This is a genomic window from Kribbella sp. NPDC023972 (genome assembly GCF_040639075.1).
In the GTDB taxonomy this organism is placed as follows: Bacteria; Actinomycetota; Actinomycetes; order Propionibacteriales; family Kribbellaceae; genus Kribbella.
Window position 1 is genome coordinate 1284289 of the sequence record NZ_JBEZZH010000001.1, and the last position, 24328, is coordinate 1308616.

The window sequence follows — 24328 nt, forward strand, 5'->3', positions numbered from 1 at the left end:
GAGGCGTCAGCTCGGGCCGATGAAGTAGCCGGTCAGGACGGCGGCCAGCGTCTCCGGCGGCAGGGTGTGGAACGTCCCGTCGTGGCCCTCCACGTTTCCGTGCGGCAACGCGGCCGCGGCCTCACGCACCGCCTGCTTCATCCACTCCGGACTGGCATTGCTGTACAGCGCCAGCACCGGGACCTCGATCGACGACAGCAGATCAACTGGTACGGCGCTGTCCCGCATCTGCAGGCCGTCGTACACCAAGGTGTGCGCCATCGCCTCCAGCCCGGCCCACATCGGCGTCTCCCGGATCTGGTCGACGACTTCCTTCGGCTGACCGACCGCCTCCACCATGAACAGCTCGGCCGCACCGCCGGGGTTGCCGGCCTCGACGTACTCCTGCAGCCGCTCGATGTACCGCTGCGGCGCCGGCGGCGCGCCCTCGACCCGGAACGGCGGCTCCATGATCGCCAGCTTCTCGAACGGCAGCCCGGCCTGCAGCAGCACCATCACCCCGGACGAGAACGCGCACGCGAACCGCGCTCCGGTCGCCGAGCGCACCGCGTCCAGGTCTTCCCACTCCCGCTCGACCGCGTACGGCGTGGTGTCGCCCGACTCACCGCGGCCACGCCGGTCGTAGTTGACCACGGTGAACGCGCCGGACAACGCCTCGGCGTACGGGGCGAAGAACGACCGGTCGGTGAACGCTCCGGCGATCAGCACCAGTCCCGGGCCGTTGCCGTAGGTGTCGTACGCGATCTCGGTGCCGTCTGGTGAGACAACCTTCTTCATCACAGCTCCTTTGAACAGGGGACTCCCCACCCATCCGTCGAACAGACCCGCTGTGGATAGACCCAGAGGAATGTGATCCACATCACACGACACCATCGCGACCCGCGGAACCTTTCCGGAGGCAGAAGCGGTCACTACAGTTGGATTATGTATACAGACGACTGGTATGCGATCCACAGCCTGGCCGGGTTCTGATGCTGCTCCGCCAGCTGGAGTACCTCGTCGCCCTGGCCCGGGAGAAGCACTTCGCGCGGGCTGCCGACGCCTGTTACGTGTCCCAGCCGTCACTGTCCGCCGCGATCCGCAAGCTCGAGCAGGAGCTCGACGTACCGATCGTCCGGCGCGGTCGCCGGTTCGAGGGTCTTACCCCCGAGGGTGAACGGGTCCTGCTCTGGGCACAGCGGATCCTCGCCGAGCAGGACGCGCTGCGGCACGAGCTGTCGCTGATGCGCGGCGGCCTGACCGGCACGCTCCGGCTCGGCGCGATCCCGACCGCGATGCCCGTCGTCTCGCTGCTCACCACCCCGTTCTGCGAACGGCACCCGAACGCGAAGGTGACCATCGAGTCGCTGTCCTCGCGCGACATCACCCACAAGCTTGCCGAGTTCGATCTGGATGTCGCGATGACGTACCTCGACGACGACACGCTCGGTCAGGTCCGCAAGACACCGCTGTACGAGGAGCGCTACCTGCTGCTCACCCCGCAACACACCGAGCTGGCCGAGTTGCCGGTGGCAACCTGGGCACAGGTGGCCGAGCTGCCGCTGTGCCTGCTGTCCCCCGGCATGCGCAACCGCCGGATCATGAACGGCTACTTCACCGACGACGGGGTCACCGCCGCACCGGCGATCGAGAGCGACACGGTCTCCGGCCTCTACAGCCACCTGCACGTCAACCACTGGTCGACTGTCATCTCGCACGCGTGGCTGCACATGTTCGGGGTGCCCGACGGTATGCGCGTCGTACCACTGAAGAGCCCGGCACACGGCCCGCGGGTCGGTCTGGTGATCGCGGCCCGCAGTCCCGAGCCGGTGCTCGCCCGCGCGCTCCTCGACGTCGCCCGGCAGGCCGGCGTACACACCGCCCTGGACGCGCTGCTCGACGTCCACTTGATGGGTTCGGGCTATCTCGACATAGCAAGCAAGTCTTTGACCACCGGACCCTGATCCGGCGACTGTGGAAGTCCCTTCACCACAAGGAGCTTCCCCGCATGTTTGTCAGGTAGGACGACCGCCCGTTGACAGTGGGCGACCGGCCGGTGCCTCCGCGCATTCCCGCCCGACACGTCTGTTAGCGGGATCACGTCGTACGTAACCGGGATCACGTGAGACGTGGGCATAACCGGTGAGTACACCTGGTTGAATGTATACAGAAGGCAGAATTCAGAACAGCTCTCCTACGGGGAGCAGGAAGGGTAACGATGATTTTCACGCGTAGGTTCGGCGCTCTGGCGGCTCGTCCGCAGTTCCCGGATGCCCCGGAGCTGCAGCAGGAACTCGACCTCGACCTGGACGTCGAGCTGGCCAAGCTCACTGACGAGGACAGCCGGCACCGGGCGGACGAGACCGCCGCCTGACCCCGGGCGCCACCAGCGTGGCGCCGGGATATATGACCGCGCCGGTGCCGAAGGCCCGGCCAAAAGCATGGCACTTGGTAGACTGTCTACCAAGTGCCATGATCATCTCCTCAGCGCTTGTCCCGGGAAGGACCTCATGACGACCATCAGCACGGGTACCACCGACCCCCTGTCCCCCGGTGTCCGGCACGTCAAGCGGCCGACGCCGCTGCGTGAGTCCGTCTACGAGGCCCTGACCGAGATGATCATCGACGGCACCCTCGAGCGCGGCCGGCACCTGGTCGAGGTGGAGTTGGCCGGCATGCTCGGGGTGTCCCGGCAGCCGGTCCGCGAGGCCCTCCAGCGGCTCAACAACGAAGGCTGGGTGGACCTGCGGCCGGGCTTCGGCGCGATGGTGCACGTGCCCGCCGAGGACGAGGTCGACCAGCTGCTGGCGGCCCGCGCGGCGCTGGAGTCGGAGTCGGCGCGGCTCGCGGCCCGGCACGCGACGAAGGACGACGTGGCCAAGCTCAAGGATCTGTGCAAGGTCGGTACGACGTACCACGAAGCCGGCGACATCGACGGCGCGGTCCGGACGAACGGCGAGCTGCACAGCCTGATCACCCAGATGTCCGGCAACAGGTTCCTGGTGGACTTCGCGGCCCAGGTGGATCGCCGGGTCCGGTGGTACTACACGCCGGTCGCGCCGGTCCGCGGTGCCGCGTCCTGGCGGGAGCACAACCGGCTGGTCAAGGCGATCAGCGAGGGTGACGAGGACAAGGCCGCGCAGATCATGCGTGAGCACACCGAGCACACCCGCAAGGCCTACCACGACCTCCAGGCCGCCAGCGGCCCGGGCGACGAGACCCCCGAGACCGACGCGGCCGCCCCCCGCCGTCGCCGCCGTACGACGACCTGACCGCAACACACTCAAGGGGATATCCCCCAGAGTTGTGCCTTCTCCACTCCTAGACCAAGGGCGAAGGCACAACATCGGCGGATATCCCCTCGAACGTCGAACGTCAGGCCAGCTTCTTCTTGCGGCCACGGCCCGTGGCGGCCTTGCGGGCCTCGAGGGCGGTGGCGAGGTGGACGTACTGCTCGACGGTCCGCCGCGCGTAGAGGTTGTGGTCCAGGATGCGCGGCCACCAGTGACGGCCGAGCTGTTCATGCATCCAGAGGAAGCCGATCGCGAACCCCATGCTCACCAGGGCCCGGAAGGCGAGGAACTTCCACGGCTCTGGTGGCAGTCCCGGCGCACCGGTCACCACCCATTCCGTGGCCACCGAGTGCACCAGCAGGGCGAGCGGGAACCCGATCACCCAGTAGACCGCCGCCGGCGCGAACACACCGGCGGGGACCTTGCCCATCGCGACCAGGACGGCGTACCCGGCCCCAAACAGGACGAGCGGGACGCCCAGGCCGAGACCGGTCACCACGGCCCAGCCGGCCGGCTGGCCGACGAACGCGGCCAGACCACCGGCGATGATCCCGGCCGCGGCACCGACCGAGGCGGCCGGGACCGAGAACTCCGCAAGCTGCTTCAGATCGGCTCCAGGAGTTGTCATGGTCAGCCCACAACCACACCGAAGCGAGCCAGGCTGTAGAACAGCAGGCCGAGGTAGAACACCGCGCCGAACCCGATGATCACGTTGCGCACCGGCCCGGGCCGGATCGGTTTGGGCAGCAGCTTGTTGTTCACCAGGAGCAACACGACGCAGTAGGCGCCCATCGCGAACGTGGACAGGAAGGCGAGGATGTCCAGGATGCCCGCCGGACCCTCGGCCGGCCCGAACAGCAGGATCAGGATGCCGAAGGTGATCACACCCCAGAGGAATCCGGCGTACAGCCTCGACATCGAGAACCGCTTGGCCCCCGGCACGAAGTAGTACGTCATGTCCGCCTGACCGCGGGAGAACGAGTCGAACAGCCCGAGGGTCGCGTTCAGCCCGATCAGCGCGATGAAGCCGAAGAACAACGTGCCCAGGACCGGGCTGCCGGCCGAGGCGAACGCGTCGGACATCGCCTTCAGCGCCGCCTCCCGTTCACCACCCTCGATCAGCCCCGCCACGTCCGGGTTGGTGCGGGCCGCCGACATGGCCAGCACGGTGAACGAGATGGTGACCAGCATCGTGATACCCCAGAAGAGCAGCAGCGCGTCGAAGGTGACCCACTTGCGCCAGCCCTTCCACTTCTGCATCTCGGCCGGGTCCTCGGTGTCGAACATGAAACCCCGCGACGGCATCGACTCGGCTTCGCCGGCCGACCGCAGACCGCGGATCTTCGGGATGTGCGCGCCCATCGCGGCGCCGCTGTCGCGCAGCTGCAGGGTGTACCACATCTGCTGCATCCCGGACGGGCCGGCGAACGCGATCGAGCCGACCACGATCGGGAACCACGCCTCCGACAGGGCCTTGTCCGGGAAGTACCCGAACGCGAGCATGCCTGAGAGCGTGTTCGCCAGGTCGTCCCAGCTGCCCACGATCGCCGCGATCACCGACGTACCGACGACCAGCAGGCCGATCAGCAGGCCAAGCAGCTTCTCGAGGAAGTTGTAGATCACCGACAACAGGCTGAACAGCACGCCGACGAAGATCAGTGCCACACAGGCTGAGGCCTGCCAGGGTATGCCGCTGATTTCCTCGAACGCGGCGGCGCCCGCGGACAGGTGGCCGGGCCACATGTAGATCAGGATCGCCGCGACGTAGAAGAACCACATCAGCGGTTTGAAGATCCGGGCCGCGCCGAAGAAGATGCTCTCGCCGGTCGCCATCGCGTACCGGGCCATCTCCAGCAGTACGAACGCCTGCAGGGTGACGCCGACCATGAACAGCCAGCGGATGTCCGGCCCGAACACCAGGACGAGCCGGGGCCACATGTAGGACTCGCCCATGCCGACGCCCAGCGCGACCAGGAAGACGGTCGGACCGAGGATGTGCATCGAGGGCGGTGCGTCCGGAAGTTTCCGGATCGGCATCGGTTCGAGCCGGCCCGCGCGCCAGACCCGCTCGGTCACGGCCGCCGAGGCGGGCTCTTCGGGTACTTCTGAGGTCTTGCTCGTGACGTCCAAGGCGGACTCCTTAGATCGACGCCAACTGGCTTTACCGCTCCCCCGTGCACTCCCCCCGGCCCAAACGCATCACCGCTTCCTCCTCTGAGGCGAACAAACGACCTACGAACCGAGCGGACCCGCGTTCCGGGCCCAGCGGTACTTGGCACCGAGCACCTGGACCGGCGTCTCGGTGGTGTACGGGTAGGCGACCACACCGTGGTCGAACAGGTACTGACTGGCTTCCTCGACCTCGACGTCACCGGACAGCGAGGCGACCACCGGCTTGTCGATGCCCTTGGCGCGGTACTCCTCGACCACCTCGGCGACCAGCTTCGCGAACACCATCGGCGGCGTCACGATCGTGTGCCAGTAGCCCAGGATCAAAGCGTGGATCCGGTCATCGGAAAGCCCCAGCGCGATGGTGTTGCGGTACGTCGACGGCGGCTCGCCACCGGTGATGTCGACCGGGTTGCCGGAGGCACCGAACGGCGGGATGAACTTCTTGAACGCCTCGTCCAGGTCGGCCGGCATCGACATCAGCTGCAGGCCGTTGTCGACACACGCGTCCGACAGCAGTACGCCGGAACCGCCCGCGCCGGTGATGATGACGACGTTCTCGCCCTTCGGCGTCGGCAGCAGCGGGATGCCGCGGGCGAACTGGAGCATCTCGTTCAGCCCCGGTGCCCGGACCACACCGCTCTGCCGGAGGATGTCGTCGTACACCTTGTCGTTGCCGGCCAGCGCACCGGTGTGCGAGCTGGCCGCCCGCGCGCCCATGTCGGTCCGGCCGGCCTTCAGCACGACGACCGGCTTCTTCTTCGACACCCGGGCCGCCGTCTCGGCGAACGCCCGGCCGTCCTTCAGATCCTCCAGGTGCATGGCGATCAGGTTGGTGTTGTCGTCGCTCTCGAAGAACGTCAGGAGGTCATCCTCGTCGATGTCGGCCTTGTTGCCTACTCCAACGATCGCGGAGACGCCCATCCGGCTGGACCGGCTGAAGCCGAGGATCGCCATCCCGATGCCTCCGCTCTGTGACGACAACGCGACACTGCCACGGACGTCGTACGGCGTGCAGAACGTCGCGCACAGGCTCTCCGGCAGGTAGTAGTAGCCGTAGATGTTCGGGCCGAGGATGCGCACGTTGTGCTTGCGCGCGATCGCGACGACCTCGTCCTGCAGCTCCTGCTCGCCGGTCTCGGCGAACCCGGACGGGATCAGGATCGCGCCGGCCACGCCCTTCTGACCGCACTGCTCGAGCGCTCCGCCGACGAACTTGGCCGGTACGGCGAACACCGCGACGTCCACGTCACCCGGTACGTCGGTGATCGACGGGAACGCCTTCAGTCCCAGGATCTCGTCGGCTTTCGGATTGATCGGGTAGATGTCGCCCTGGTAGCCGCCGCTGACCAGGTTCTTCATCACCGAGTTGCCGATCTTGCCGGTCTCGTTCGAGGCGCCGATCACCGCGACCGCGCGGGGTTTCATGATCCGGGTCATCGCGGTCAGGATCTGCTCCTGGCTGTACCGGTCGACCGGCTTGCCGGCCTCGGCGTCGACGATGATCCGGAAGTCCACCGCGGTGGCGCCGTCCGGCCCGGCCAGCACCGGGTTCAGGTCCACCTCGGCGAACTGCGGGAAGTCGGTGACCAGGTCGGACAGCCGCATGATCAGGTCGGCGACGGCGTCCTTGTCCACCGGCTTGGCGCCGCGGACGCCGTTCAGCATCTCGTGCGCGCCGATCCCGTCGATCATCGAACGGGCCTCGTCGGCCGACACCGGGGCCAGCCGGAAGGTGACGTCCTTCAGCACCTCGACCAGGACGCCACCCAGCCCGAACGCGACCACCTTGCCGAACGTCTGGTCGGTGACCGCGCCGACGATGACCTCCTGCACGTCGCCGCCGGTGACCAGCATCTTCTGCACCTGTACACCGGTGATGTCGGCATCAGCCTTGTAGGCCTTCGCATTGTCGACAATCTTCGCGAACGCCTGCTTCGCGGTGTCCTCGGAATCCACTCCGACCACCACACCGCCGGCGTCGGTCTTGTGCAGGATGTCCGGCGAGACGATCTTCAGCACGACGGGGAAGCCGATCTCGGCCGCCAGACCGGCCGCTCCCTCGGCAGTCGTGGCCAGCCCCTCACCCGGCGTCGGGATGCCGTACGCGTCCGCGACCTGCTTGGCCTCGGGAGCGCTCAGCGAGGTGCGGCCGTCCGCCAGAGCCTGGTCGAGGATGGTCTGGACTGCTGCCTTATCATAGGTCATGCCTGATCTCCAATTCAGGATGAGTACGGCGTCAGACGACGCCGGCGGCCTTGAGTTCCTCGAGCTCGGCGGTGTCGATGCCGAGAGCGCCGTACACGACGGAGTTGTGCTCGCCGAGACCGGGTGAGGTCTCGACCTCGACCGGGGAGTCGGACAGCTTGATCGGGCAGCCGACGGTCTTGAAGCTGCCGCGCTGCGGGTGCTTCACCTCGACCACGGCGCCGAGCTCGGCCAGCGTCTCGTCCTCGATCAGCTCCCGGGTGGACATGATCGGCCCGCAGGGCACGTTCAGCGCGTTGAGCTTGTCCATCACCTCGAACTTGGTGTGCTGCTCGGTCCACTGCTCGATCAGTGCGAACATCTTGTCCAGCTTGTCGAGCCGGGCGGCAGGCGTGGCCCAGTCCGGGTCGTCGGCCAGCTCGGGCTTGCCGATCAGGTTCGCGATCGGCGCCCAGCCGGGTGGCTGGACGATCACGTAGATGTAGTCGTTCGGACCGCCCGGCGCGCACCGCAGCGCCCAGCCCGGCTGACCGCCGCCGGAGGCGTTCCCGGACCGCGGCACCTCGTCCCCGAAGTGCTCGTTCGGGTACTCGCGCAGCGGTCCGTGGGCGAGTCGCTGCTGGTCGCGCAGCTTGACCCGGGTCAGGTTGAGCACCGCCTCCTGCATCGCGACGGTGACCCGCTGGCCCTTGCCGGTGTTGGTCCGCTGGTACAGCGCGGCCAGGATGCCGGCGACCAGGTGGATGCCGGTGCCGGAGTCACCGATCTGGGCGCCGGTCGCGGTCGGCGGGCCGTCCTCGAACCCGGTCGTGCTCATCGCGCCGCCCATCGCCTGCGCGACCACCTCGTACGCCTTGAAGTCCTCGTACCGACCCGGGCCGAAGCCCTTGATCGAGGCGAAGATCAGCCGCGGGTTGATCAGTTGCAGCCGGTCCCAGGTGAAGCCCATCCGGTCGATCGCACCGGGAGCGAAGTTCTCCACCAGGATGTCGGCGTCCTTCACCAGGTCGGTGAAGATCTCCTTGCCCCGTTCGGACTTCATGTTCAGCGTGATGCTGCGCTTGTTGCAGTTGAGCATCGTGAAGTAGAGGCTGTCGACGTCCGGGAGGTCGCGCAGCTGCTGGCGGGTGATGTCACCGGTCGGCGCCTCGAGCTTGATCACGTCGGCGCCGAGCCAGGCGAGGATCTGGGTACACGACGGTCCGGACTGGACGTGGGTCATGTCCAGGACACGAACACCTTCGAGGGCCCTCTGAGGGGACACGGTCATGACGGGTCCTCCACTACTTGTACATGGTCTGGTTCATGGTTCCGGGGGCGTACGCGTCCGGGTCGACCCAGACGTTGATCAGCGACGGCAGCCCCGACTCACGGGCGCGCCGCATGGCCGGCCCGATGTCCTTGGGGTCGCGGACCTCCTCGCCGTAGCCGCCGAGCAGCTTGGCGAACTCGTCGTACTTGACGTCGCCGAGGGTGTTGCCGACGCGGCCGCGGGCCTGGCCGTACTTGGCCTCCTGGCCGTAGCGGATCTGGTTCATCGAGGAGTTGTTGCCGACCACACCGATGAACGGGAGGTTGAAGCGGACCAGCGTCTCGAAGTCCCAGCCGGTGAGCGAGAAGGCGCCGTCACCGAACAGGGCGACCACCTCCTTGTCCGGGCGGGCGTACTTGGCCGCCATCACGAACGGGATGCCGACGCCGATCGTGCCGAGCGGGCCCGGGTCCATCCAGTGGCCGGGCGACTTCGGCTGCACCACGCCGCCGGAGAAGGTGACGATGTCGCCGCCGTCGCCGATGTAGATCGAGTCGTCGGTGAGGAACTCGTTGATCTCGTGCGCCAGCCGCAGCGGGTGGATCGGGTTCGCGTCGGACAGCTGCTTCGGCAGCCGCTTCTGGTACGACGCGTCCTCCTCGGCCCGCAGTTCGGCGAACCAGGCCTTCCGGTCGCCGGCCTTCTGCACCCGGCCCGAGGCGGCCTGGGTGACCGCGGCCAGGATCGCGCCCGGGTCGCCGACCAGGCCGAGGTCGATGTCGCGGTTCTTGCCGACGGTGCGGTAGTCCATGTCGATCTGGACCACCGTCGCGGTCTTCGGCAGCCGGCGGCCGTAGCCCATCCGGAAGTCGAACGGCGTACCGACGATCAGGATCAGGTCGGCGTTGTTGAACGCGTACCGCCGGGACAGGTGGAAGTGGTGCGGATCGCCGGGCGGCAGCGTGCCGCGGGCGGAGCCGTTCATGTACGCCGGGATGTTGAGCTTCCGGGCGAAGTCGATCGCGGCATCGGTGCCGCGCGAGGTCCAGACCTGGGTGCCGAGCAGGACGACCGGCTTCTCGGCCCGGACCAGCAGGTCGGCCAGCGCCTCGATGTTCGCCGGGTCGCCGATGCTCTTGGTGGAGGCCCGGTAGCGGCCGGCCTCCGGGACTGTGGCCTGCTCGACCGGGACCGAGTTGTCCAGGATGTCGCGCGGGATCTCCAGGAAGGACGGGCCGGGGGCGCCGTTGAAGCACTCCCGGAAGGCCATCGACACCATGTCGGCGACCCGCGCGGTGTGCGGCACGGTCGCGGCGAACTTGGTGATCGGCGTCATCATGTCGACGTGCGGCAGGTCCTGCAGGGACCCCATCTTGTGCTGGTTCAGCGCGCCCTGGCCGCCGATCAGCAGCATCGGGCTCTCCGCCCGGAACGCGTTCGCGACCCCGGTGACGGCATCCGTCGTACCAGGGCCGGCGGTGACGACGGCGCAGCCGGGCTTACCGGTCATCCGGGCGTAGCCGTCGGCCGCGTGCGCGGCGACCTGCTCGTGCCGTACGTCGACCACCGCGATGCCCTCGTCCACACAGCCGTCGTAGATGTCGATGATGTGACCGCCACACAAGGTGAAGATCACGTCGATCCCCTCGGCCTTCAGGGCCTTCGCGACCAGATGACCACCTGAGATGGTCGCGGGAGCCGGCTCCTTCACATCGACGGCTGGTTGGGTCTCCGACACTGTCTGCGCCATCTGCAGTCATCTCCTCGGAAGGGCCGGGGTTCGCCCCTGTTGTGTCAACAGAATGTAGATTGCATACCGTATGGTGTAGTCGTAGTCTTATCGCACGCCCCGGTGGTTGTCCAGAGTTCGCTCCCAGGGAGGCCGCGATGACGATTCACGACGATCTCGACCGGACCCGCCAGGCCGTGCAGGCCCTGGAGAAATCCCTGCTGGCATTGAGGAATCAGCTCGGCCCGCATCTCGACGTACTGCGGCTCTTGGACGACCTGGAGCGGTGCGCCACGGACCTGCGCCGGCTAGAGCAACAGGTCCGCGCGCCCCGGCGACACGAACTCGTGGCAATCCCGGACGGGGACTACGACCACGGATTCTGGGCGGACGTGGAACACGAGGGCTTGGGAGCACCCGGCCGCCGGGCGCCGTGACCGGTCCCCGTGACCCGCTGCGCCGGAGGCGCCGCATTGAGCACCGTCAGACATTGTTTGAGTAACTGCCGCAGGCGTACGTCGCGGTCGCCGTCCGAAGCACGGGCGGCGACCGCGACCGCTTCCGCGGCCTGTTCAGTGGCGACGAACGTCCGGTAGAACGGCTCACTCCAGCCGAACCGGCCGAGCACCGGCAGCCACCAGCGCGCCGCTCCCCCAGGCTCGTCGCGGCCGGTGATCAAGTGCAGCGCGGTCTGATGAGCCTTCGACAACCGGACGCGTTCGTCCTTCGTCATCTCGCCACCGGCCAACGCGGTCGAGACACAGAACGCGACCACTCGAGCGGACGACTCGAAGCCGGGCCGCGCGGTGCCGATGAAGCTCGACGCCAGCGGCAGCAACGCCCGCCGGCCGGCCGAGCTGCTGTGGTCATGGACCGCCCTGGCAACCGCGCTCAGCGTCGGATGCACGCAGGTCGGACGGTCCGTCCACGGTTCACGGGCCAGCTTCGACACCAACTCCATCACGCACGGATCAGGCCGCGCGACCTTGACGTAGCCGCTCACTCGCCCGACCCGACGACCGGCGTACCCAACTGCGGCCGCACCGGGAGCGCCGGCCGGCCCGGTTGTTTCAGGAACCGCACGATCAGAGCAGTCAGTACGCCGAGCAACCCGGCGCCGAGGAACAGCGGCCGATAGCCGACGGACGCCACCAGCGAAGCCGCGACACCGACGCCGACGAGTCCACCGGCGGCCTTGGCGGAGTACAGGATCGCCTGGTTCTGCAGCAGACTGTGCTCACCGAAGAACTCCAGCACGAGGTTCGCCATGATCGCGTAGAAGGCACCACCGCCGGGGCCGGCGAACATCGCGCACAGCACGAACGCCCAGCGGGCACCCGCCTCACCGGCGACCACGAGACCGACATGGGTGAAGCCTTCGACCATCAGTACGGCGGCCAGCACGCGACGCCGGCCGAACCGATCAGACAGGTGGCCGGCCAGCGACCGCCCGAGGCCGTTGACCGCGGCAAGCATTCCGGCCGCGAACCCGGCGACCGCGACGCCCAACTGCGCGGTGACCGCGTAGCTCACGACGAACGCGATACCGAATAAGGACAACGCCGTACTCGAGGCCAGCGTCAGCCACATCAGCGGCAGCGCACCGGTCCGCATCGCCTCGGCCGGCCGGTAGTGCCGGACCGCCGGCGCGTTGTGCGGGATGCTGCGGTTGAGCTTGCGATCGACCGCCCAAGCCTGCGCGTCGATGTGCGCGGGCCACCAGTGCCGTGGCGGATCCTTGAGCACGCCGCCGGCCACCAGCACGACCAGGACGGCGACGAGCGCAGTCAGATCGAAGACCACGCGCTGACCACCGCTCGATGGGAAGACCGTCAGCAAGGCGATGCTCGGTACCGCGCCGACCGCGAATCCTCCGGTGACGAAGCCGATGGTCGCCGTACGGCGATCCGGGAACCAGCGTGCCGCGGTGGTGATGCAGGCGGCGTACACCAGACCGGCACCGGCTCCGCCTGCCACCGCGTAGCCCAGCAGTACGAGGGGGTAGCTGTCCGCATGAGCGAGCGTCGCCAGGCCGACCGCGGCGAGCAGACCTCCGATCACGACGAGCTGAGTCGGCGTGGTACGGCGTACCCGCTGGGCCCAGGCGGCCGGAATGGCGGTCAGTGCCTGGCACGCGACGAAGACGGCGAGCAGCCACATCGTCGCCACCGCGCTCCAGCCGCGCCCGTACTGCAGGCCGAGCGACGCCGTACCGAAGGAGTATTGCAGCGGGCTGATGGCGACCATGCAGGACCAGGCAGCCCACAGTTGCCAGCGTCGGGGGTGCCCGGTCAGGTCCCGGGCGTCTTCGCCGATCCGGTAGCGGCGTCCGTAGACATCGCGCACGTCCCGGGGCGTTGGAGTCGCGTGATTCATCATCGTCTCCTGACTACTGCATACCGTATGGAACCTTGGTACTCCTGTCCGGAACGGCTGTCCAGACCCGGCGTGTTGCGGCCGGGGTCTTGTGACGAGATGTGCATACAGAATACAGTCGCCGATAACCCCGCCGAAGGAGGCTGCTGCCGTGGACCTGATGGAGTACCAAGCCAAGGAACTGTTCGCCCGGCACGGCGTCCCGGTGACGCTCGGACGGGTGATCGAGGACCCCGCCGACGCCGCCGCGGCCGCCGCGGAACTGGGCGGCCGGGTGGTGGTGAAGGCACAGGTGAAGACCGGCGGCCGCGGCAAGGCCGGCGGCGTCAAGCTGGCCGGCTCCCCCGACGAGGCGGTCGCCAAGGCGAGCGAGATCCTCGGCATGGACATCAAGGGACACACCGTCCGCCGGGTGCTGCTCGCGCCGGCCGCCGACATCGCCGAGGAGTACTACTTCTCCTTCCTGGTCGACCGGGCCAACCGCGACTACCTCTGCATCGCCAGCACCGAGGGCGGTGTCGAGATCGAGGAGGTCGCGCACACCAACCCGGACGCGATCGCCAAGGTCGCGATCGACCCGGCCGTCGGCGTGGACGAGGCCAAGGCCGCCGAGATCGTTGCCACCGCGGGCTTCCCGGCCGGCGCGGAGGACGTCGTACGGAAGCTGTGGGACGTTTTCGTCACCGAGGACGCGTCGCTGGTCGAGGTGAACCCGCTGGTGAAACTCGGCGACGGATCACTCGAAGCCCTCGACGGCAAGGTCACGCTGGACGACAACGCGTCGTACCGGCATTCCGATCACGCGGGGTTCGAGGACAAGGCGGCCGCGGACCCGCTCGAGGCAGCGGCCCAGGAGAAGGGCCTGAACTACGTCAAACTGGACGGCTCGGTCGGGATCATCGGCAACGGCGCGGGCCTGGTCATGTCCACCCTCGACGTCGTCGCGTACGCCGGTGAGCCGTACGGCGTGAAACCCGCCAACTTCCTCGACATCGGCGGTGGCGCCTCCGCGGAGGTGATGGCCAACGGTCTCGGCATCATCCTCTCCGACGCTCAGGTCCGCAGTGTGTTCGTGAACGTGTTCGGCGGTATCACCGCCTGCGACGCGGTGTCGAACGGGATCGTCCAGGCCCTCGCACTGCTCGGCGACCAGGCCGACAAGCCGCTGGTGGTCCGGCTGGACGGCAACAACGTCGACGAGGGCCGCCGGATCCTTGCCCAGGCCAACCACCCGCTGGTGACCGTGGTGGACACGATGGACGGCGCCGCCGCCCGCGCCGCCGAACTGGCAGCACAGAACCGAAAGGCGTGAGAGCGATGGCGATCTTCCTGACCGAACAGAGCCGGGTCATCGTGCAAGGGATGACCGGGTCCGAGGGACAGAAGCACACCAGCCGGATGCTTGCCGCCGGCACCAACATCGTCGGCGGCGTCACCCCCGGCAAAGGCGGGCAGTCGGTCGACTTCGCGAAGCGATCGATCCCGGTCTACGGATCCTGTGCCGACGCGGTGAAGTCGGCCGGCGCGGACGTGTCGGTGGTCTTTGTCCCGCCCCGCTTCACCAAGGGCGCGGTGATCGAGGCCGTCGACGCCGGCGTGCCGCTGGTGGTGGTGATCACCGAGGGTGTGCCGGTCCACGACACCGCCGCGTTCTTCGCCCACGCGGCCGCCGCGGGCACCCGGATCATCGGCCCGAACTGCCCCGGCATCATCAGCCCGGGACGCGCCAACGCGGGCATCATTCCCGCGGACATCGCGGGTCCCGGCCGGATCGGGCTGGTGTCGAAGTCGGGCACGCTGACCTACCAGATGATGTACGAACTGCGGGACTTCGGCTTCTCCACCGCGATCGGGATCGGCGGTGACCCGATCATCGGTACGACGCACATCGACGCGCTGCAGGCGTTCCAGGACGACCCGGACACCGACGCGATCGTGATGATCGGCGAGATCGGCGGCGACGCCGAGGAGCGGGCGGCCGCGTTCATCAAGGACAACGTCACCAAGCCGGTGGTCGGCTACGTGGCCGGGTTCACCGCGCCGGAGGGCAAGACGATGGGCCACGCGGGTGCGATCGTGTCCGGCTCGTCCGGTACGGCGGCCGCGAAGCAGCAGGCCCTCGAGGCCGTCGGCGTACGCGTGGGCAAGACCCCGTCGGAGACCGCACAGTTGATGCGCGCCGTGATGGCGGTCGAGGAGGTCGCCGTCTGACCGCGATCAGGTACGACATTTCGCTGGTTAGCCAGCCAAATGGTGGGTTTGCCACCCGGATTCAGGGTGGCAAACCCACAACGTGATGGGTCTACCCAGCAAGTTGGGGTCGGCGGGGCGGCGCCGTACTGCTTCTGACCACCAGCTTGGTGGGTACGGCGACGGGGTCGTGGTGGTGTTCGCCGGCCTGGATCTCGCGGATGAGGGCGTCGACGCTGAGCCGGCCGACATCGGTGAAGTTCTGGAGGATCGTGGTCAGCGGCGGCCAGAAGTGCGCGGATTCCTCCATGTCGTCGAAGCCCACCACGCTCACATCATCCGGCACGACGCGGCCCCGCTCGTGCAGCGCGCGGAGCACGCCGAGCGCCATCTGGTCGTTGGCGGCGAACACCGCGGTGACATCAGGGTTCGCGGCCAGCTTCCGGCCGGCTTCGTACCCGGAGCTCGGGGTCCAGTCGCCGTCGAGCACCGGCGGTACCTCACAACCTCGCTGCGTCAGGGTCAGCTCCCAGGAACGCCGGCGCCGGTCCGCCGCGAACGACGTCGGCGGACCGCTGACGTGCCAGACCGTCTCGTGGCCGAGATCCAGCAGGTGCTCAGTCGCCAGGCGCGCGCCCTGGGCCTGGTTGCTGTCGACGATCGGGTAGTCGTAGCGGGCGCTGGAGTCGACGACGACGACCGGTAGCCCTTCGGGCAGCTGTATGCCGGCCTCGTCCAGCGTGTGCGCCTCGATCAGGATGATCACGCCGTCGACCGCCTGCTCACCCAGCCGGCTGAAGGCGTTCGTCACCGCGCGCTGGTTGACGTCGAGCACCGGCAGCAGGTTGATCGTGTAGCCGCTGATGGTGGCCGCCGCGGCGACCGCGTCGAGGGTTCGCGTCGTACCGAAGCTGGAGAGCTCGAAGACGATCACCCCGATGCTGCGGAACTGCCCGTTGCGCAGGGCGCGGGCGGCGCTGTTCGGCCGGTAGCCGAGCTCTCGCATGGCGGCCTGGACCCGGTCCCGGGTGGCCGCGTCGACATTGTGCCGGTCGTTCGCGACCCGGGACACGGTCTGCCCGGACACCCCGGCCAGCCGGGCCACGTCGGCCATCGACGGTCCGCGCCGACGCCGTACCGGCGACTCCTCCGCTGACATCGGCACCCCTCCTCGACTTGTGCCCGCAGTGTAGACATGTTGACGTAAACACGCTACCGTCTCGGCGTTCGATGTTGACGTCAACATCGCGTGTCGGCGACGAGTTCACGAAGGAGGCCGACGGGCGCATGAGTCAGTCCGTTGCACTGCGCCGAAGGCGTGGAAGCTTCAGCCAGGAGAGCAAGGGGTGGGTGTTCGTCGGGCCGTTCCTGGCCGTGTTCGCGCTCACTTTCCTGGCCCCGATCGGGTACGCGATCTACCTCAGCCTCTTCCGGGACCAGGCGTTCTTCGGCGGCACCGTGTTCGTCGGCCTGGACAACTACACCGAGGCGCTGCGGGACCCGAAGTTCTGGGAGGCGTTCGGCCGGGTGGCGGTGTTCCTGGTCGTCCAGGTGCCGGTGATGCTGATCCTGGCCCTGCTGGCCGCGCTGGCCATCGACAGCGCCCGGCTGCACTCCGCCGGCTTCTTCCGGATCATCATCTTCCTGCCGTACGCCGTACCGGGTGTGGTCGCGGTGTTGATGTGGGGCTACATCTACGGCAACGACTTCGGCCTGGCCGCCAGCCTGAACGACCTGTTCGGCACCAGCGCGATCCAGCCGCTCAGCGGCAGCTGGATGCTGCCGTCGATCGCCAACATCGTCACCTGGGAGTTCGTCGGCTACAACATGCTGATCTTCTACTCGGCGCTGCGCACGGTCCCCGGTGAGCTGTACGAGGCGGCAGCGATCGACGGCGCCGGCACGTTCCGGACCATCCGGGCGGTGAAGCTGCCCGCGCTGCGCGGCGCGATCGTGATCGCCACCATCTTCTCGATCATCGGCAGCTTCCAGCTGTTCAACGAGCCGAACATCCTGCGGACCTTGGCGCCGAACGTGATCACCACGTACTACACGCCGAACATGTACGCCTACAACCTGTCCTTCGCCGGACAGCAGTTCAACTACTCCGCCACCATCGCGATCGTGATGGGCGTCATCACCGCGATCATCGCGTACGTCGTCCAGCTGCGCGGCTCCCGGGAGGCCTTGTGATGACGACCACCGTGGACGCCCCACGCGTCGGGAGCACGACGCCCCGGGTGAGGAACAAGAAGACCGGGAGCTCGCCGCTGCGGCCGAAGAAGTCGCCGCTGCTGACCGGGGTGATGGTGCTCTACCTGATCTACACCCTGGTGCCGCTGGTCTGGTTGTTCATCAGCGCGACCAAGACCCAGAACGACCTGCTCTCCAGCCCGGGGTTGTGGTTCGGCAAGAGCTTCGCGTTCTTCAGCAACATCAGGGACACGCTGACCTACAACGACGGCATCTTCCTGCGGTGGCTCGGCAACACCCTGCTCTACGTGGTGGTCGGGGCCGGCGGTGCGACGCTGCTCGCGACCGCGGCCGGCTACGGCTTGGCGAAGTACAAGTTCGCCGGCCGGCGCGCCGTGTTCGCGGTGCTGCTCGGTGCGGTCGCCGTACCCGGAACCGCATTGGCGGTGCCGACGTTCCTGATGTTCTCGAACCTGGGACTGACCAACACCGTCTGGGCGATCATCATCCCGTCGCTGATCAGCCCGTTCGGGCTCTACCTGATGTGGGTCTACGCGACCGACGCCGTACCGGTGGAGCTGCTCGAGGCGGCCCGGATCGACGGCGCCGGCGAGGTGCGGATCTTCTTCATGGTCGCGCTGCGACTGCTTGCCCCCGGCATCGTCACCACCCTGCTGTTCGCGGTGGTCTCGACCTGGAACAACTACTTCCTCCCGCTGATCATGCTCAGCAAACCCAACCTCTACCCGCTCACGGTCGGGCTCACCCAGTGGAGCAACCAAGCGACCGGCGTGGGTGCCCGCCCCATCTACAACCTGGTGATCACGGGGTCGTTGCTGACCATCGTGCCTCTGGTGATCGCCTTCCTCCTGCTTCAGCGGTTCTGGCAGTCGGGCCTGAGCGCAGGGAGCGTCAAGTGAAAGGAATCAGGATGAAGTCACATCGGCGCATCCGGCAGCTGGTGGTTGCCGGAGCCGCACTCACCGCGTTGGCGGTCGTGGCCGCGTGCGGCGGCGGCTCGGACAGCTCCGGCAGCAGCGGCGGGAGCCAGACCACGGGCTCGGTCGACGCCGTCGACGCCGCGCTGAAGGCGGGCGGCACGATCACCTACTGGACCTGGACGCCCTCGGCCGAGGCTCAGGTCGCCGCGTTCCAGAAGCAGTACCCGAACGTGAAGGTGAACCTGGTCAACGCCGGTACCGGCAACGACCACTACACCAAGCTGCAGAACGCGATCAAGGCCGGCTCGGGTGCGCCGGACGTGGCCCAGATCGAGTACCAGGCGTTGCCGCAGTTCGCGCTGCCCGGCTCGCTCGTCGACCTGAACCAGTACGGCTTCAACCAGTACGAGTCCGCCTACACTGCCTCGACCTGGGCCGCCGTGCACGCCGGTGGCGGTCTGTACGGCCTGCCGCAGGACTCGGGCCCGATGGCGATGTTCTACAACAAGGAGGTCTTCGACAAGTACGGCATCGCCGTACCGAAGACCTGGGACGAGTACGTCGCCGCCGCGAAGAAGCTGCACGCGGCCAACCCGAAGGCCTACATCACCAACGACGCCGGTGACGCCGGCTTCACCACCAGCATGATCTGGCAGGCCGGCGGTCAGCCGTTCAAGACCGACGGCAAGAACATCACCATCAACCTGCAGGACGACGGCTCGAAGAAGTGGACGTCGACCTGGAACCAGTTGGTCGAGGGCGGCCTGGTCGGGAGCATCCCGGGCTGGACCGACGCGTGGTTCAAGGCCCTCGGTGACGGCACCATCGCCACCCTGCCGACCGGGGCCTGGATGCCGGGCGTGATGGAGGCGTCGGTCAAGGCCGGCGCGGGCAAGTGGCGAGTCGCCCCGATGCCGACGTACGACGGCCAGCCGGCCACCGCCGAGAACGGCGGCAGCACCGAGTCCGTGCTGAAGCAGAGCAAGAACCCGGCGCTGGCGGCCGCGTTCGTCCGGTGGCTGAACCACGACGAGGGTGTCAAGCCGTTCCTGGCCAGCGGCGGCTTCCCGGCCACCACCGCGGACCTGAAGGACCCGGCCTTCGTCGACAAGGCGAGCGCGTACTTCGGCGGCCAGAAGATCAACCAGGTGCTCACCGGCGCGGCCGACACGGTCGTCAAGGGCTGGAGCTACCTGCCGTACGAGCTGTACGCCAACAGCATCTACGGCGACACGGTCGGCAAGTCGTACCAGTCCAAGTCCGATCTCAACACCGGCCTGAAGGCCTGGCAGGACGCGTTGGTTGCGTACGGCAACCAGCAGGGCTTCCAAGTCAACGGCTAGTCAGTACCTCGAAGCCGGCAGCGGCTGGGATCCGGCCCGGCCGCTGCCGCTTTCTGTCCAGAGCTCGATCCGTCCGCCCAGGACTTGTTCAGAAAGAGAGAGATGACCGAGTTCGCGATCGGTGAGTCCGACTTCCTTCTCGACGGCCGGCCCTTCCGGATCCTGTCCGGGGCACTGCACTACTTCCGGGTGCACCCGGACAGCTGGGCAGACCGGATCGAGAAGGCCCGCCTGATGGGCCTCAACACCATCGAGACGTACGTGCCGTGGAACGCGCACAGCCCGCGGCCGGGCACCTTCGACACCTCCGGGATGCTCGATCTCGAACGGTTCCTGCGGGAGGTGGCGGCGGCGGGCCTGTACGCGATCGTCCGCCCCGGGCCGTACATCTGCGCGGAGTGGGACAACGGCGGGCTCCCCGCCTGGCTCTTCCGGGAGCCGGGCATGGGGGTCCGCCGGTACGAGCCGAAGTTCATGGCCGCGGTCGAGACGTACCTGCACAACGTGCTCCGCATCGTCCAGCCCCTGCAGGTGGATCAGGGCGGACCGGTCCTGCTGGTCCAGGTCGAGAACGAGTACGGCGCGTTCGGCGACGACCAGACCTACTTGAAGTCGGTGGCCGAGATCATCCGGAACGCCGGGATCACGGTGCCGTTGGTGACGGTCGACCAGCCGGTCGACGCGATGCTCGCCGCGGGCGGACTGGACGGCGTACTGCGGACCGGCTCGTTCGGCTCGCGGGCCGACGAGCGGCTGGCGACGTTGCGGAAGCACCAGCCGACCGGGCCGTTGATGTGCATGGAGTTCTGGGACGGGTGGTTCGACCACTGGGGCGGACCGCATCACACGACCGGGGTCGCGGAGGCGGCGGCCGAGCTGGATGCTTTGCTCGCGGCCGGCGCGTCGGTGAACATCTACATGGTCCACGGCGGCACGAACTTCGGGCTGACCAGCGGGGCCAACGACAAGGGCGTCTACCGGCCGACGATCACGTCGTACGACTACGACGCCCCCTTGGATGAGTCGGGGAACCCGACGGCGAAGTTCCACGCCTTCCGGGAGGTCATCTCCCGGTACGCGCCGGTCCCCGACGTTGTCCCGGCGTCGCGGCCCGCGGCGCCGGAGACGTCCGCCGCACTGGGCTCGCCGATCCGGTTGCTCGCGGATCCGTCGGCGTGGGGCTCGTCGTCGCGGCACGACGTGATGCCGACCCTCGACTCGCTGGACGCACAGCTGGCCATCTTCCGGACTGAGGTCACTGCCGACGGACCTACGCTGCTGAGCGTTCATGAAGTGCGGGATCGGGCGTACGTGTTCCTGGACGGCGCTCCGGTCGGTGTGCTCGATCGCGAGCGGCACGACCGGGCGCTGATGCTGCCCCACGGCGGGCGGCTCGAGATCGTCGTCGAGGACCAGGGGCGGGTGAACTACGGTCAGCGCATCGGCGAGCCCAAGGGCCTGATCGGCCCGGTCCAGCTCGGCTCGGCGGATCTCACCAACTGGTCGGCCTGGGTGATCGACCTCGACCGCGTTCCCGAGCTGTGGACTTCCACGGACGGCGCCGGTCCGGCACCGGATGCCTCCGGCGTCGGGCCGACCGCTTGGCGGGCCGGCTTCGACGTCGCCGAGCCGGTCGACCACTTCCTCTCCACCGTTGCCTGGGGCAAAGGCATCGCCTGGGTCAACGGCTTCTGCCTCGGCCGCTACTGGCGCCGTGGTCCGCAGGAGACGCTGTACGTGCCAGGCCCGGTACTCCGACCTGGCCACAACGAGCTCGTCGTACTCGAACTCGACGTGATGGCCGAGCCGGTCGCCCATTTCGTCTCCGGGCCGTCGCTCGGGCCGACCGAGCTGTAGTCGAACAGGTGGGTCCGGCGTCGCTGTGGCCGGACCCACAAGGCTGTGCCTTTTGCCGGGCCTCCGGCGCCGGCGTGGTCACGGGGCCTTGGCTCCCAGCCTTCCCTCGTCGCTCCAGTCGCTGCGCTCCCTGCGCTCCTCAGTCCAGGCTGGGAGGCCCCGTGACCTAGGATGCGACGCCGACTTTTGATGCGAGCAGGTCGGCGACGGCGTGGACGGCGCGCAGGGTCGGTGCCTGGGTACCGGTGAGGTCGGCCAGCTCGACGACGGCCGCGAGGATGACGTCGAGCTCGAGCGGCTTGTCCTTCTCCAGGTCCTGCAGCATCGACGTCTTGTGCTCGCCGACCCGTTCGGCGCCGTTGATCCGCTTGTCCACCGAGATGTCCGGATGGCAGCCGACCGCGGCCGCGATCTCCAGCGTCTCCTCCATCATCAGCCGGACCATCGCCCGGGTGCCCTGGTGCGTCGCGATCTCCACCATCGTCGCCCGGGCCAGCGCGCTGATCGGGTTGAATGCCGCGTTGCCGAGCAGCTTGATCCAGATGTCCTTGCGGATGTCCTCCTCCACCGGGCATTTCAGCCCGCCGGCGATCATCGCCTCGCTGAAGGCAACGCACCGGTCGGAGCTGCCCCCGGCCGGTTCGCCGATCGAGAAGCGAGTGCCTTCGAGATGGCGTACGACGCCCGGTCCCTCGAGCTCGGTCGAGCAGTACACGACACAACCGACGGCGCGGTCGAGGGAAAGCACCCGGGTCACTTCGCCGTCCGGGTCGACGGACTCGATCCGGCGGCCTTCGTACGGACCCTTCAGACCGTGGAAGTACCACCACGGGATGCCGTTCTGCGCTGCGACGATGACAGTCTTGTCGTGCAGCAACGGCTCGAGCAGCGGACCCGCGCCGGCGTAGGAGTTCGCCTTGAGCCCGAGGAAGACGTAGTCGACCGGGCCGACCTCGGCCGGGTCGTCGGTGGCCGGCGTACGGGCCTCGAAGTCACCGCGTGGGCTGAGCACCTTCACGCCGCCGGAGCGGATCGCGTCCAGATGGGCGCCGCGGGCGATCAGGTGGACCTCGGTCCCGCCGCGGTGCAGGGCCGCGCCGACATAGGCACCGATCGCACCGGCGCCGAGCACAGCAACCTTCATCAGTCCCTCCTCGGTCCGGACAGGGTCGGCACCGGGTTGTGCATGTCCGCCAGTTCCTCGAACTCCAGCACGTTGTCTATCTCGGTGCCCATGGCAACGTTCGTGACGCGTTCCAGGATGTCCATGGTCCCACCTTTCGGAGGGGCTCGGTATACCGCATACAGTAGGCGGGAGCCTGAGTGCGGTCAAGATCACACTCTCGGCGAGCGCTTGCCGGTTTCTGAGCGGATGGACGGGAGAGTTCTGAGCGGACGCACGGGAGATCCGAGCCGGCCGCGGTCCGTCTGGGCGGGCGCCGACGTGACGGATGGGTGGCGGTCTGCTAGGGTTTTCCGTGGTTGCAGTTTTTGCAGTTCCACGATTCGTTGCGAAGCGCCCGCGGATTGTAATCCGCCGGGCGTTTTCTCATTCCAGACCGCCAGTCTGTTGTGGGAGGGCTCGTTGCGGCAACCCGGGCGCCGGCACCTGCCGGGCCCGCACCGTGCCCGTCATGGGCCCACACAAGGAGTACAGCATGGCTAGCGGAACAGTGAAGTGGTTCAACGGTGAGAAGGGCTTCGGCTTCATCACCCAGGACAGCGGCGGCGCCGACGTCTTCGTGCACTACTCGGCGATCGCGACGGACGGCTTCCGTTCGCTCGAGGAGAACCAGAAGGTCGAGTTCGACGTAGCCCAGGGCCCGAAGGGCCTGCAGGCGGAGAACGTCCGCCCGGTCTGAGCTAGACGCGAAACAGGCCCAGCCGCGATGCGGCTGGGCCTGTTTCATGTGGTCCAGAGGTACTCGCCGTCATCCAGTTGCTCGGTGCGGGTGAGGCCGGCGGCCGCGGCGACGGCGGCTGATGCGGCGTGGCCGGGGTGCACGTGGGCGATGATCCGCTCCACCGCCTGTTCATTCAGCCAGCCGACCAGGCCCAGTGCGGCCTCCTTCGCGTAGCCGCGGCCCTGCCAGTTTGTGCCGATGACCCAGGCAATCTCCGCCATACTGCCGGTGACCGACGCCTGTACGTAGCCGACGAGTTGGTCGTCGTACTGCAGCATCCAGTTGAGCCAGTGCTCGTCTGTCCGGCTCGGTCCGGCAAGTTGGCGACGGTACCGGTTCTCCAGGGCTTCCACGGTGGGTGGTTCGCCGCCGGTGAAGGTGTAGAGGTTCGGGTCCGCGAGGACCTTGGCCATCTCCGCGGCGTACTCGACCTGCAACGGCAGCATGGCGAGCCGGGCAGTGTCGAACCTGGTGGCGATCACGGCTCAACGGTAGCGCCGGGCGGCTCGGCCGCTCCCTCCTCGGCCGACCCGCCCTGCGCCACCAACCGCATCCGGGCATTGGTGTGCAAGTCGAACTGCGGACTCCGCTGATCCCCCACCCCGTACGGCGCGACCCGTTCCTCGTAGTGCAGATGTGAACCGGCCGCGAGCCCCAGCAGGTCCCCCGTCTCCACGGTCTCCCCCTGGCTGACCGTGGATTCGGACAGGAGCTCGTAGACGTGCCAGATCGCGTTCGACTCGACCACGACCCGTCCCGCCTCCACTCGGACCACCACACCGGCCAGCGCCGCCCTGATGGGTGTGCCTGGTTCGGAGCGGTAGTCACGACCGGGGTGTCCCGCGCGGTCGAACTCGCGGACCACCACTGGGTTGTGCACCGGCGCTGCCATGG

Annotated in this window: 24 protein-coding genes; 11 read left to right on the plus strand and 13 right to left on the minus strand. The window is 68.0% G+C overall.

Annotation, left to right across the window (positions count from 1 at the left end; translation table 11 throughout):
• Window positions 1-6 precede the first annotated feature (6 nt).
• On the minus strand, window positions 7-777 hold the full coding sequence (locus AB0F43_RS05980) for an alpha/beta fold hydrolase (RefSeq protein ID WP_360471224.1): 771 nt from the start codon (window positions 775-777) through the stop codon (window positions 7-9).
• A 194-nt stretch (window positions 778-971) separates the two neighbouring features.
• Between AB0F43_RS05980 and AB0F43_RS05985 the strand changes: the two genes are divergently transcribed.
• The 3 genes from AB0F43_RS05985 to AB0F43_RS05995 all read left to right on the plus strand — a co-directional run bounded on the left by AB0F43_RS05985 (window position 972) and on the right by AB0F43_RS05995 (window position 3251).
• Window positions 972-1943 (plus strand): LysR family transcriptional regulator, encoded by a 972-nt coding sequence (locus tag AB0F43_RS05985; protein WP_360471226.1) that lies wholly within the window; start codon window positions 972-974, stop codon window positions 1941-1943.
• A 254-nt stretch (window positions 1944-2197) separates the two neighbouring features.
• Window positions 2198-2353: a hypothetical protein gene (locus AB0F43_RS05990; protein WP_360471229.1), complete on the plus strand. Its 156-nt coding sequence runs from the start codon at window positions 2198-2200 to the stop codon at window positions 2351-2353.
• A gap of 136 nt (window positions 2354-2489) precedes the next feature.
• Window positions 2490-3251 (plus strand): GntR family transcriptional regulator, encoded by a 762-nt coding sequence (locus AB0F43_RS05995; RefSeq protein ID WP_360471232.1) that lies wholly within the window; start codon window positions 2490-2492, stop codon window positions 3249-3251.
• 103 nt (window positions 3252-3354) lie between these two features.
• Here AB0F43_RS05995 and AB0F43_RS06000 read toward each other — a convergent pair whose 3' ends face one another.
• The 5 genes from AB0F43_RS06000 to AB0F43_RS06020 all read right to left on the minus strand — a co-directional run bounded on the left by AB0F43_RS06000 (window position 3355) and on the right by AB0F43_RS06020 (window position 10651).
• Window positions 3355-3900, minus strand: coding sequence for a hypothetical protein (locus AB0F43_RS06000; protein ID WP_360471235.1), 546 nt, complete (start codon window positions 3898-3900; stop codon window positions 3355-3357).
• Between the two features lie 2 nt (window positions 3901-3902).
• Entirely contained in the window at window positions 3903-5402 is a 1500-nt protein-coding gene (locus AB0F43_RS06005; protein WP_360471237.1) for an Nramp family divalent metal transporter, read from the minus strand.
• A gap of 102 nt (window positions 5403-5504) precedes the next feature.
• Complete coding sequence (locus tag AB0F43_RS06010; RefSeq protein WP_360471240.1) at window positions 5505-7649, minus strand: acetate--CoA ligase family protein; 2145 nt, start codon at window positions 7647-7649, stop codon at window positions 5505-5507.
• Window positions 7650-7680: 31 nt separating this feature from the next.
• Window positions 7681-8919: a formyl-CoA transferase gene (frc, locus tag AB0F43_RS06015; protein ID WP_360471242.1), complete on the minus strand. Its 1239-nt coding sequence runs from the start codon at window positions 8917-8919 to the stop codon at window positions 7681-7683.
• A gap of 13 nt (window positions 8920-8932) precedes the next feature.
• The gene (locus AB0F43_RS06020) at window positions 8933-10651 is read right to left on the minus strand and encodes a thiamine pyrophosphate-binding protein (protein ID WP_360471244.1); all 1719 of its coding nucleotides are present in this window, start codon (window positions 10649-10651) and stop codon (window positions 8933-8935) included.
• Window positions 10652-10788: 137 nt separating this feature from the next.
• On the opposite strand from AB0F43_RS06020, the gene AB0F43_RS06025 reads away from it, so the two are divergent.
• Window positions 10789-11067: a hypothetical protein gene (locus AB0F43_RS06025; protein WP_360471246.1), complete on the plus strand. Its 279-nt coding sequence runs from the start codon at window positions 10789-10791 to the stop codon at window positions 11065-11067.
• Here AB0F43_RS06025 and AB0F43_RS06030 read toward each other — a convergent pair.
• Window positions 10998-11633, minus strand: a complete 636-nt coding sequence (locus AB0F43_RS06030) for a hypothetical protein (protein WP_360471249.1) — start codon at window positions 11631-11633, stop codon at window positions 10998-11000. The two genes, AB0F43_RS06025 and AB0F43_RS06030, sit on opposite strands and share 70 nt — an antisense overlap.
• Entirely contained in the window at window positions 11630-12976 is a 1347-nt protein-coding gene (locus AB0F43_RS06035) for an MFS transporter (RefSeq protein WP_360471252.1), read from the minus strand. Before AB0F43_RS06035 ends, AB0F43_RS06030 begins: the two co-directional genes overlap by 4 nt.
• Before the next feature lie 181 nt (window positions 12977-13157).
• Between AB0F43_RS06035 and sucC the strand changes: the two genes are divergently transcribed.
• Together sucC and sucD are read left to right on the plus strand one after the other, a co-directional pair.
• Window positions 13158-14318 (plus strand): ADP-forming succinate--CoA ligase subunit beta, encoded by a 1161-nt coding sequence (gene sucC / locus AB0F43_RS06040; protein ID WP_360471255.1) that lies wholly within the window; start codon window positions 13158-13160, stop codon window positions 14316-14318.
• A gap of 5 nt (window positions 14319-14323) precedes the next feature.
• On the plus strand, window positions 14324-15217 hold the full coding sequence (sucD, locus tag AB0F43_RS06045; protein ID WP_360471257.1) for a succinate--CoA ligase subunit alpha: 894 nt from the start codon (window positions 14324-14326) through the stop codon (window positions 15215-15217).
• A gap of 91 nt (window positions 15218-15308) precedes the next feature.
• Here sucD and AB0F43_RS06050 read toward each other — a convergent pair whose 3' ends face one another.
• Entirely contained in the window at window positions 15309-16355 is a 1047-nt protein-coding gene (locus AB0F43_RS06050) for a LacI family DNA-binding transcriptional regulator (RefSeq protein WP_360471260.1), read from the minus strand.
• Between the two features lie 128 nt (window positions 16356-16483).
• Here AB0F43_RS06050 and AB0F43_RS06055 point away from each other — a divergent pair, with 128 nt between their 5' ends.
• The 4 genes from AB0F43_RS06055 (at window position 16484) to AB0F43_RS06070 (ending at window position 21530) form a co-directional block, all read left to right on the plus strand.
• Window positions 16484-17389 (plus strand): sugar ABC transporter permease, encoded by a 906-nt coding sequence (locus tag AB0F43_RS06055; RefSeq protein ID WP_360471263.1) that lies wholly within the window; start codon window positions 16484-16486, stop codon window positions 17387-17389.
• Window positions 17389-18309, plus strand: a complete 921-nt coding sequence (locus AB0F43_RS06060) for a carbohydrate ABC transporter permease (RefSeq protein ID WP_360471265.1) — start codon at window positions 17389-17391, stop codon at window positions 18307-18309. Before AB0F43_RS06055 ends, AB0F43_RS06060 begins: the two co-directional genes overlap by 1 nt.
• An 11-nt stretch (window positions 18310-18320) precedes the next feature.
• Entirely contained in the window at window positions 18321-19673 is a 1353-nt protein-coding gene (locus AB0F43_RS06065; RefSeq protein WP_360471268.1) for a sugar ABC transporter substrate-binding protein, read from the plus strand.
• 102 nt (window positions 19674-19775) lie between these two features.
• Window positions 19776-21530, plus strand: a complete 1755-nt coding sequence (locus AB0F43_RS06070) for a beta-galactosidase family protein (protein ID WP_360471271.1) — start codon at window positions 19776-19778, stop codon at window positions 21528-21530.
• A gap of 166 nt (window positions 21531-21696) precedes the next feature.
• Here AB0F43_RS06070 and AB0F43_RS06075 read toward each other — a convergent pair whose 3' ends face one another.
• Together AB0F43_RS06075 and AB0F43_RS06080 are read right to left on the minus strand one after the other, a co-directional pair.
• The gene (locus tag AB0F43_RS06075) at window positions 21697-22674 is read right to left on the minus strand and encodes a 2-dehydropantoate 2-reductase (RefSeq protein ID WP_360471274.1); all 978 of its coding nucleotides are present in this window, start codon (window positions 22672-22674) and stop codon (window positions 21697-21699) included.
• Window positions 22674-22799 (minus strand): hypothetical protein, encoded by a 126-nt coding sequence (locus AB0F43_RS06080; protein WP_360473086.1) that lies wholly within the window; start codon window positions 22797-22799, stop codon window positions 22674-22676. Before AB0F43_RS06080 ends, AB0F43_RS06075 begins: the two co-directional genes overlap by 1 nt.
• A gap of 389 nt (window positions 22800-23188) precedes the next feature.
• Here AB0F43_RS06080 and AB0F43_RS06085 point away from each other — a divergent pair, with 389 nt between their 5' ends.
• Window positions 23189-23392 carry a cold-shock protein gene (locus AB0F43_RS06085; protein ID WP_132207650.1) on the plus strand — a complete coding sequence of 68 codons (204 nt, stop codon included), beginning with the start codon at window positions 23189-23191 and terminating at the stop codon, window positions 23390-23392.
• Window positions 23393-23436: 44 nt separating this feature from the next.
• Here the strand turns inward: AB0F43_RS06085 and AB0F43_RS06090 are convergent, their stop codons facing one another.
• Both AB0F43_RS06090 and AB0F43_RS06095 read right to left on the minus strand, forming a co-directional pair.
• Window positions 23437-23916 (minus strand): GNAT family N-acetyltransferase, encoded by a 480-nt coding sequence (locus AB0F43_RS06090; protein WP_360471278.1) that lies wholly within the window; start codon window positions 23914-23916, stop codon window positions 23437-23439.
• Window positions 23913-24326 (minus strand): M23 family metallopeptidase, encoded by a 414-nt coding sequence (locus AB0F43_RS06095; RefSeq protein WP_360471280.1) that lies wholly within the window; start codon window positions 24324-24326, stop codon window positions 23913-23915. The genes AB0F43_RS06090 and AB0F43_RS06095 overlap by 4 nt, the downstream gene beginning before the upstream one ends.
• Window positions 24327-24328 lie beyond the last annotated feature (2 nt).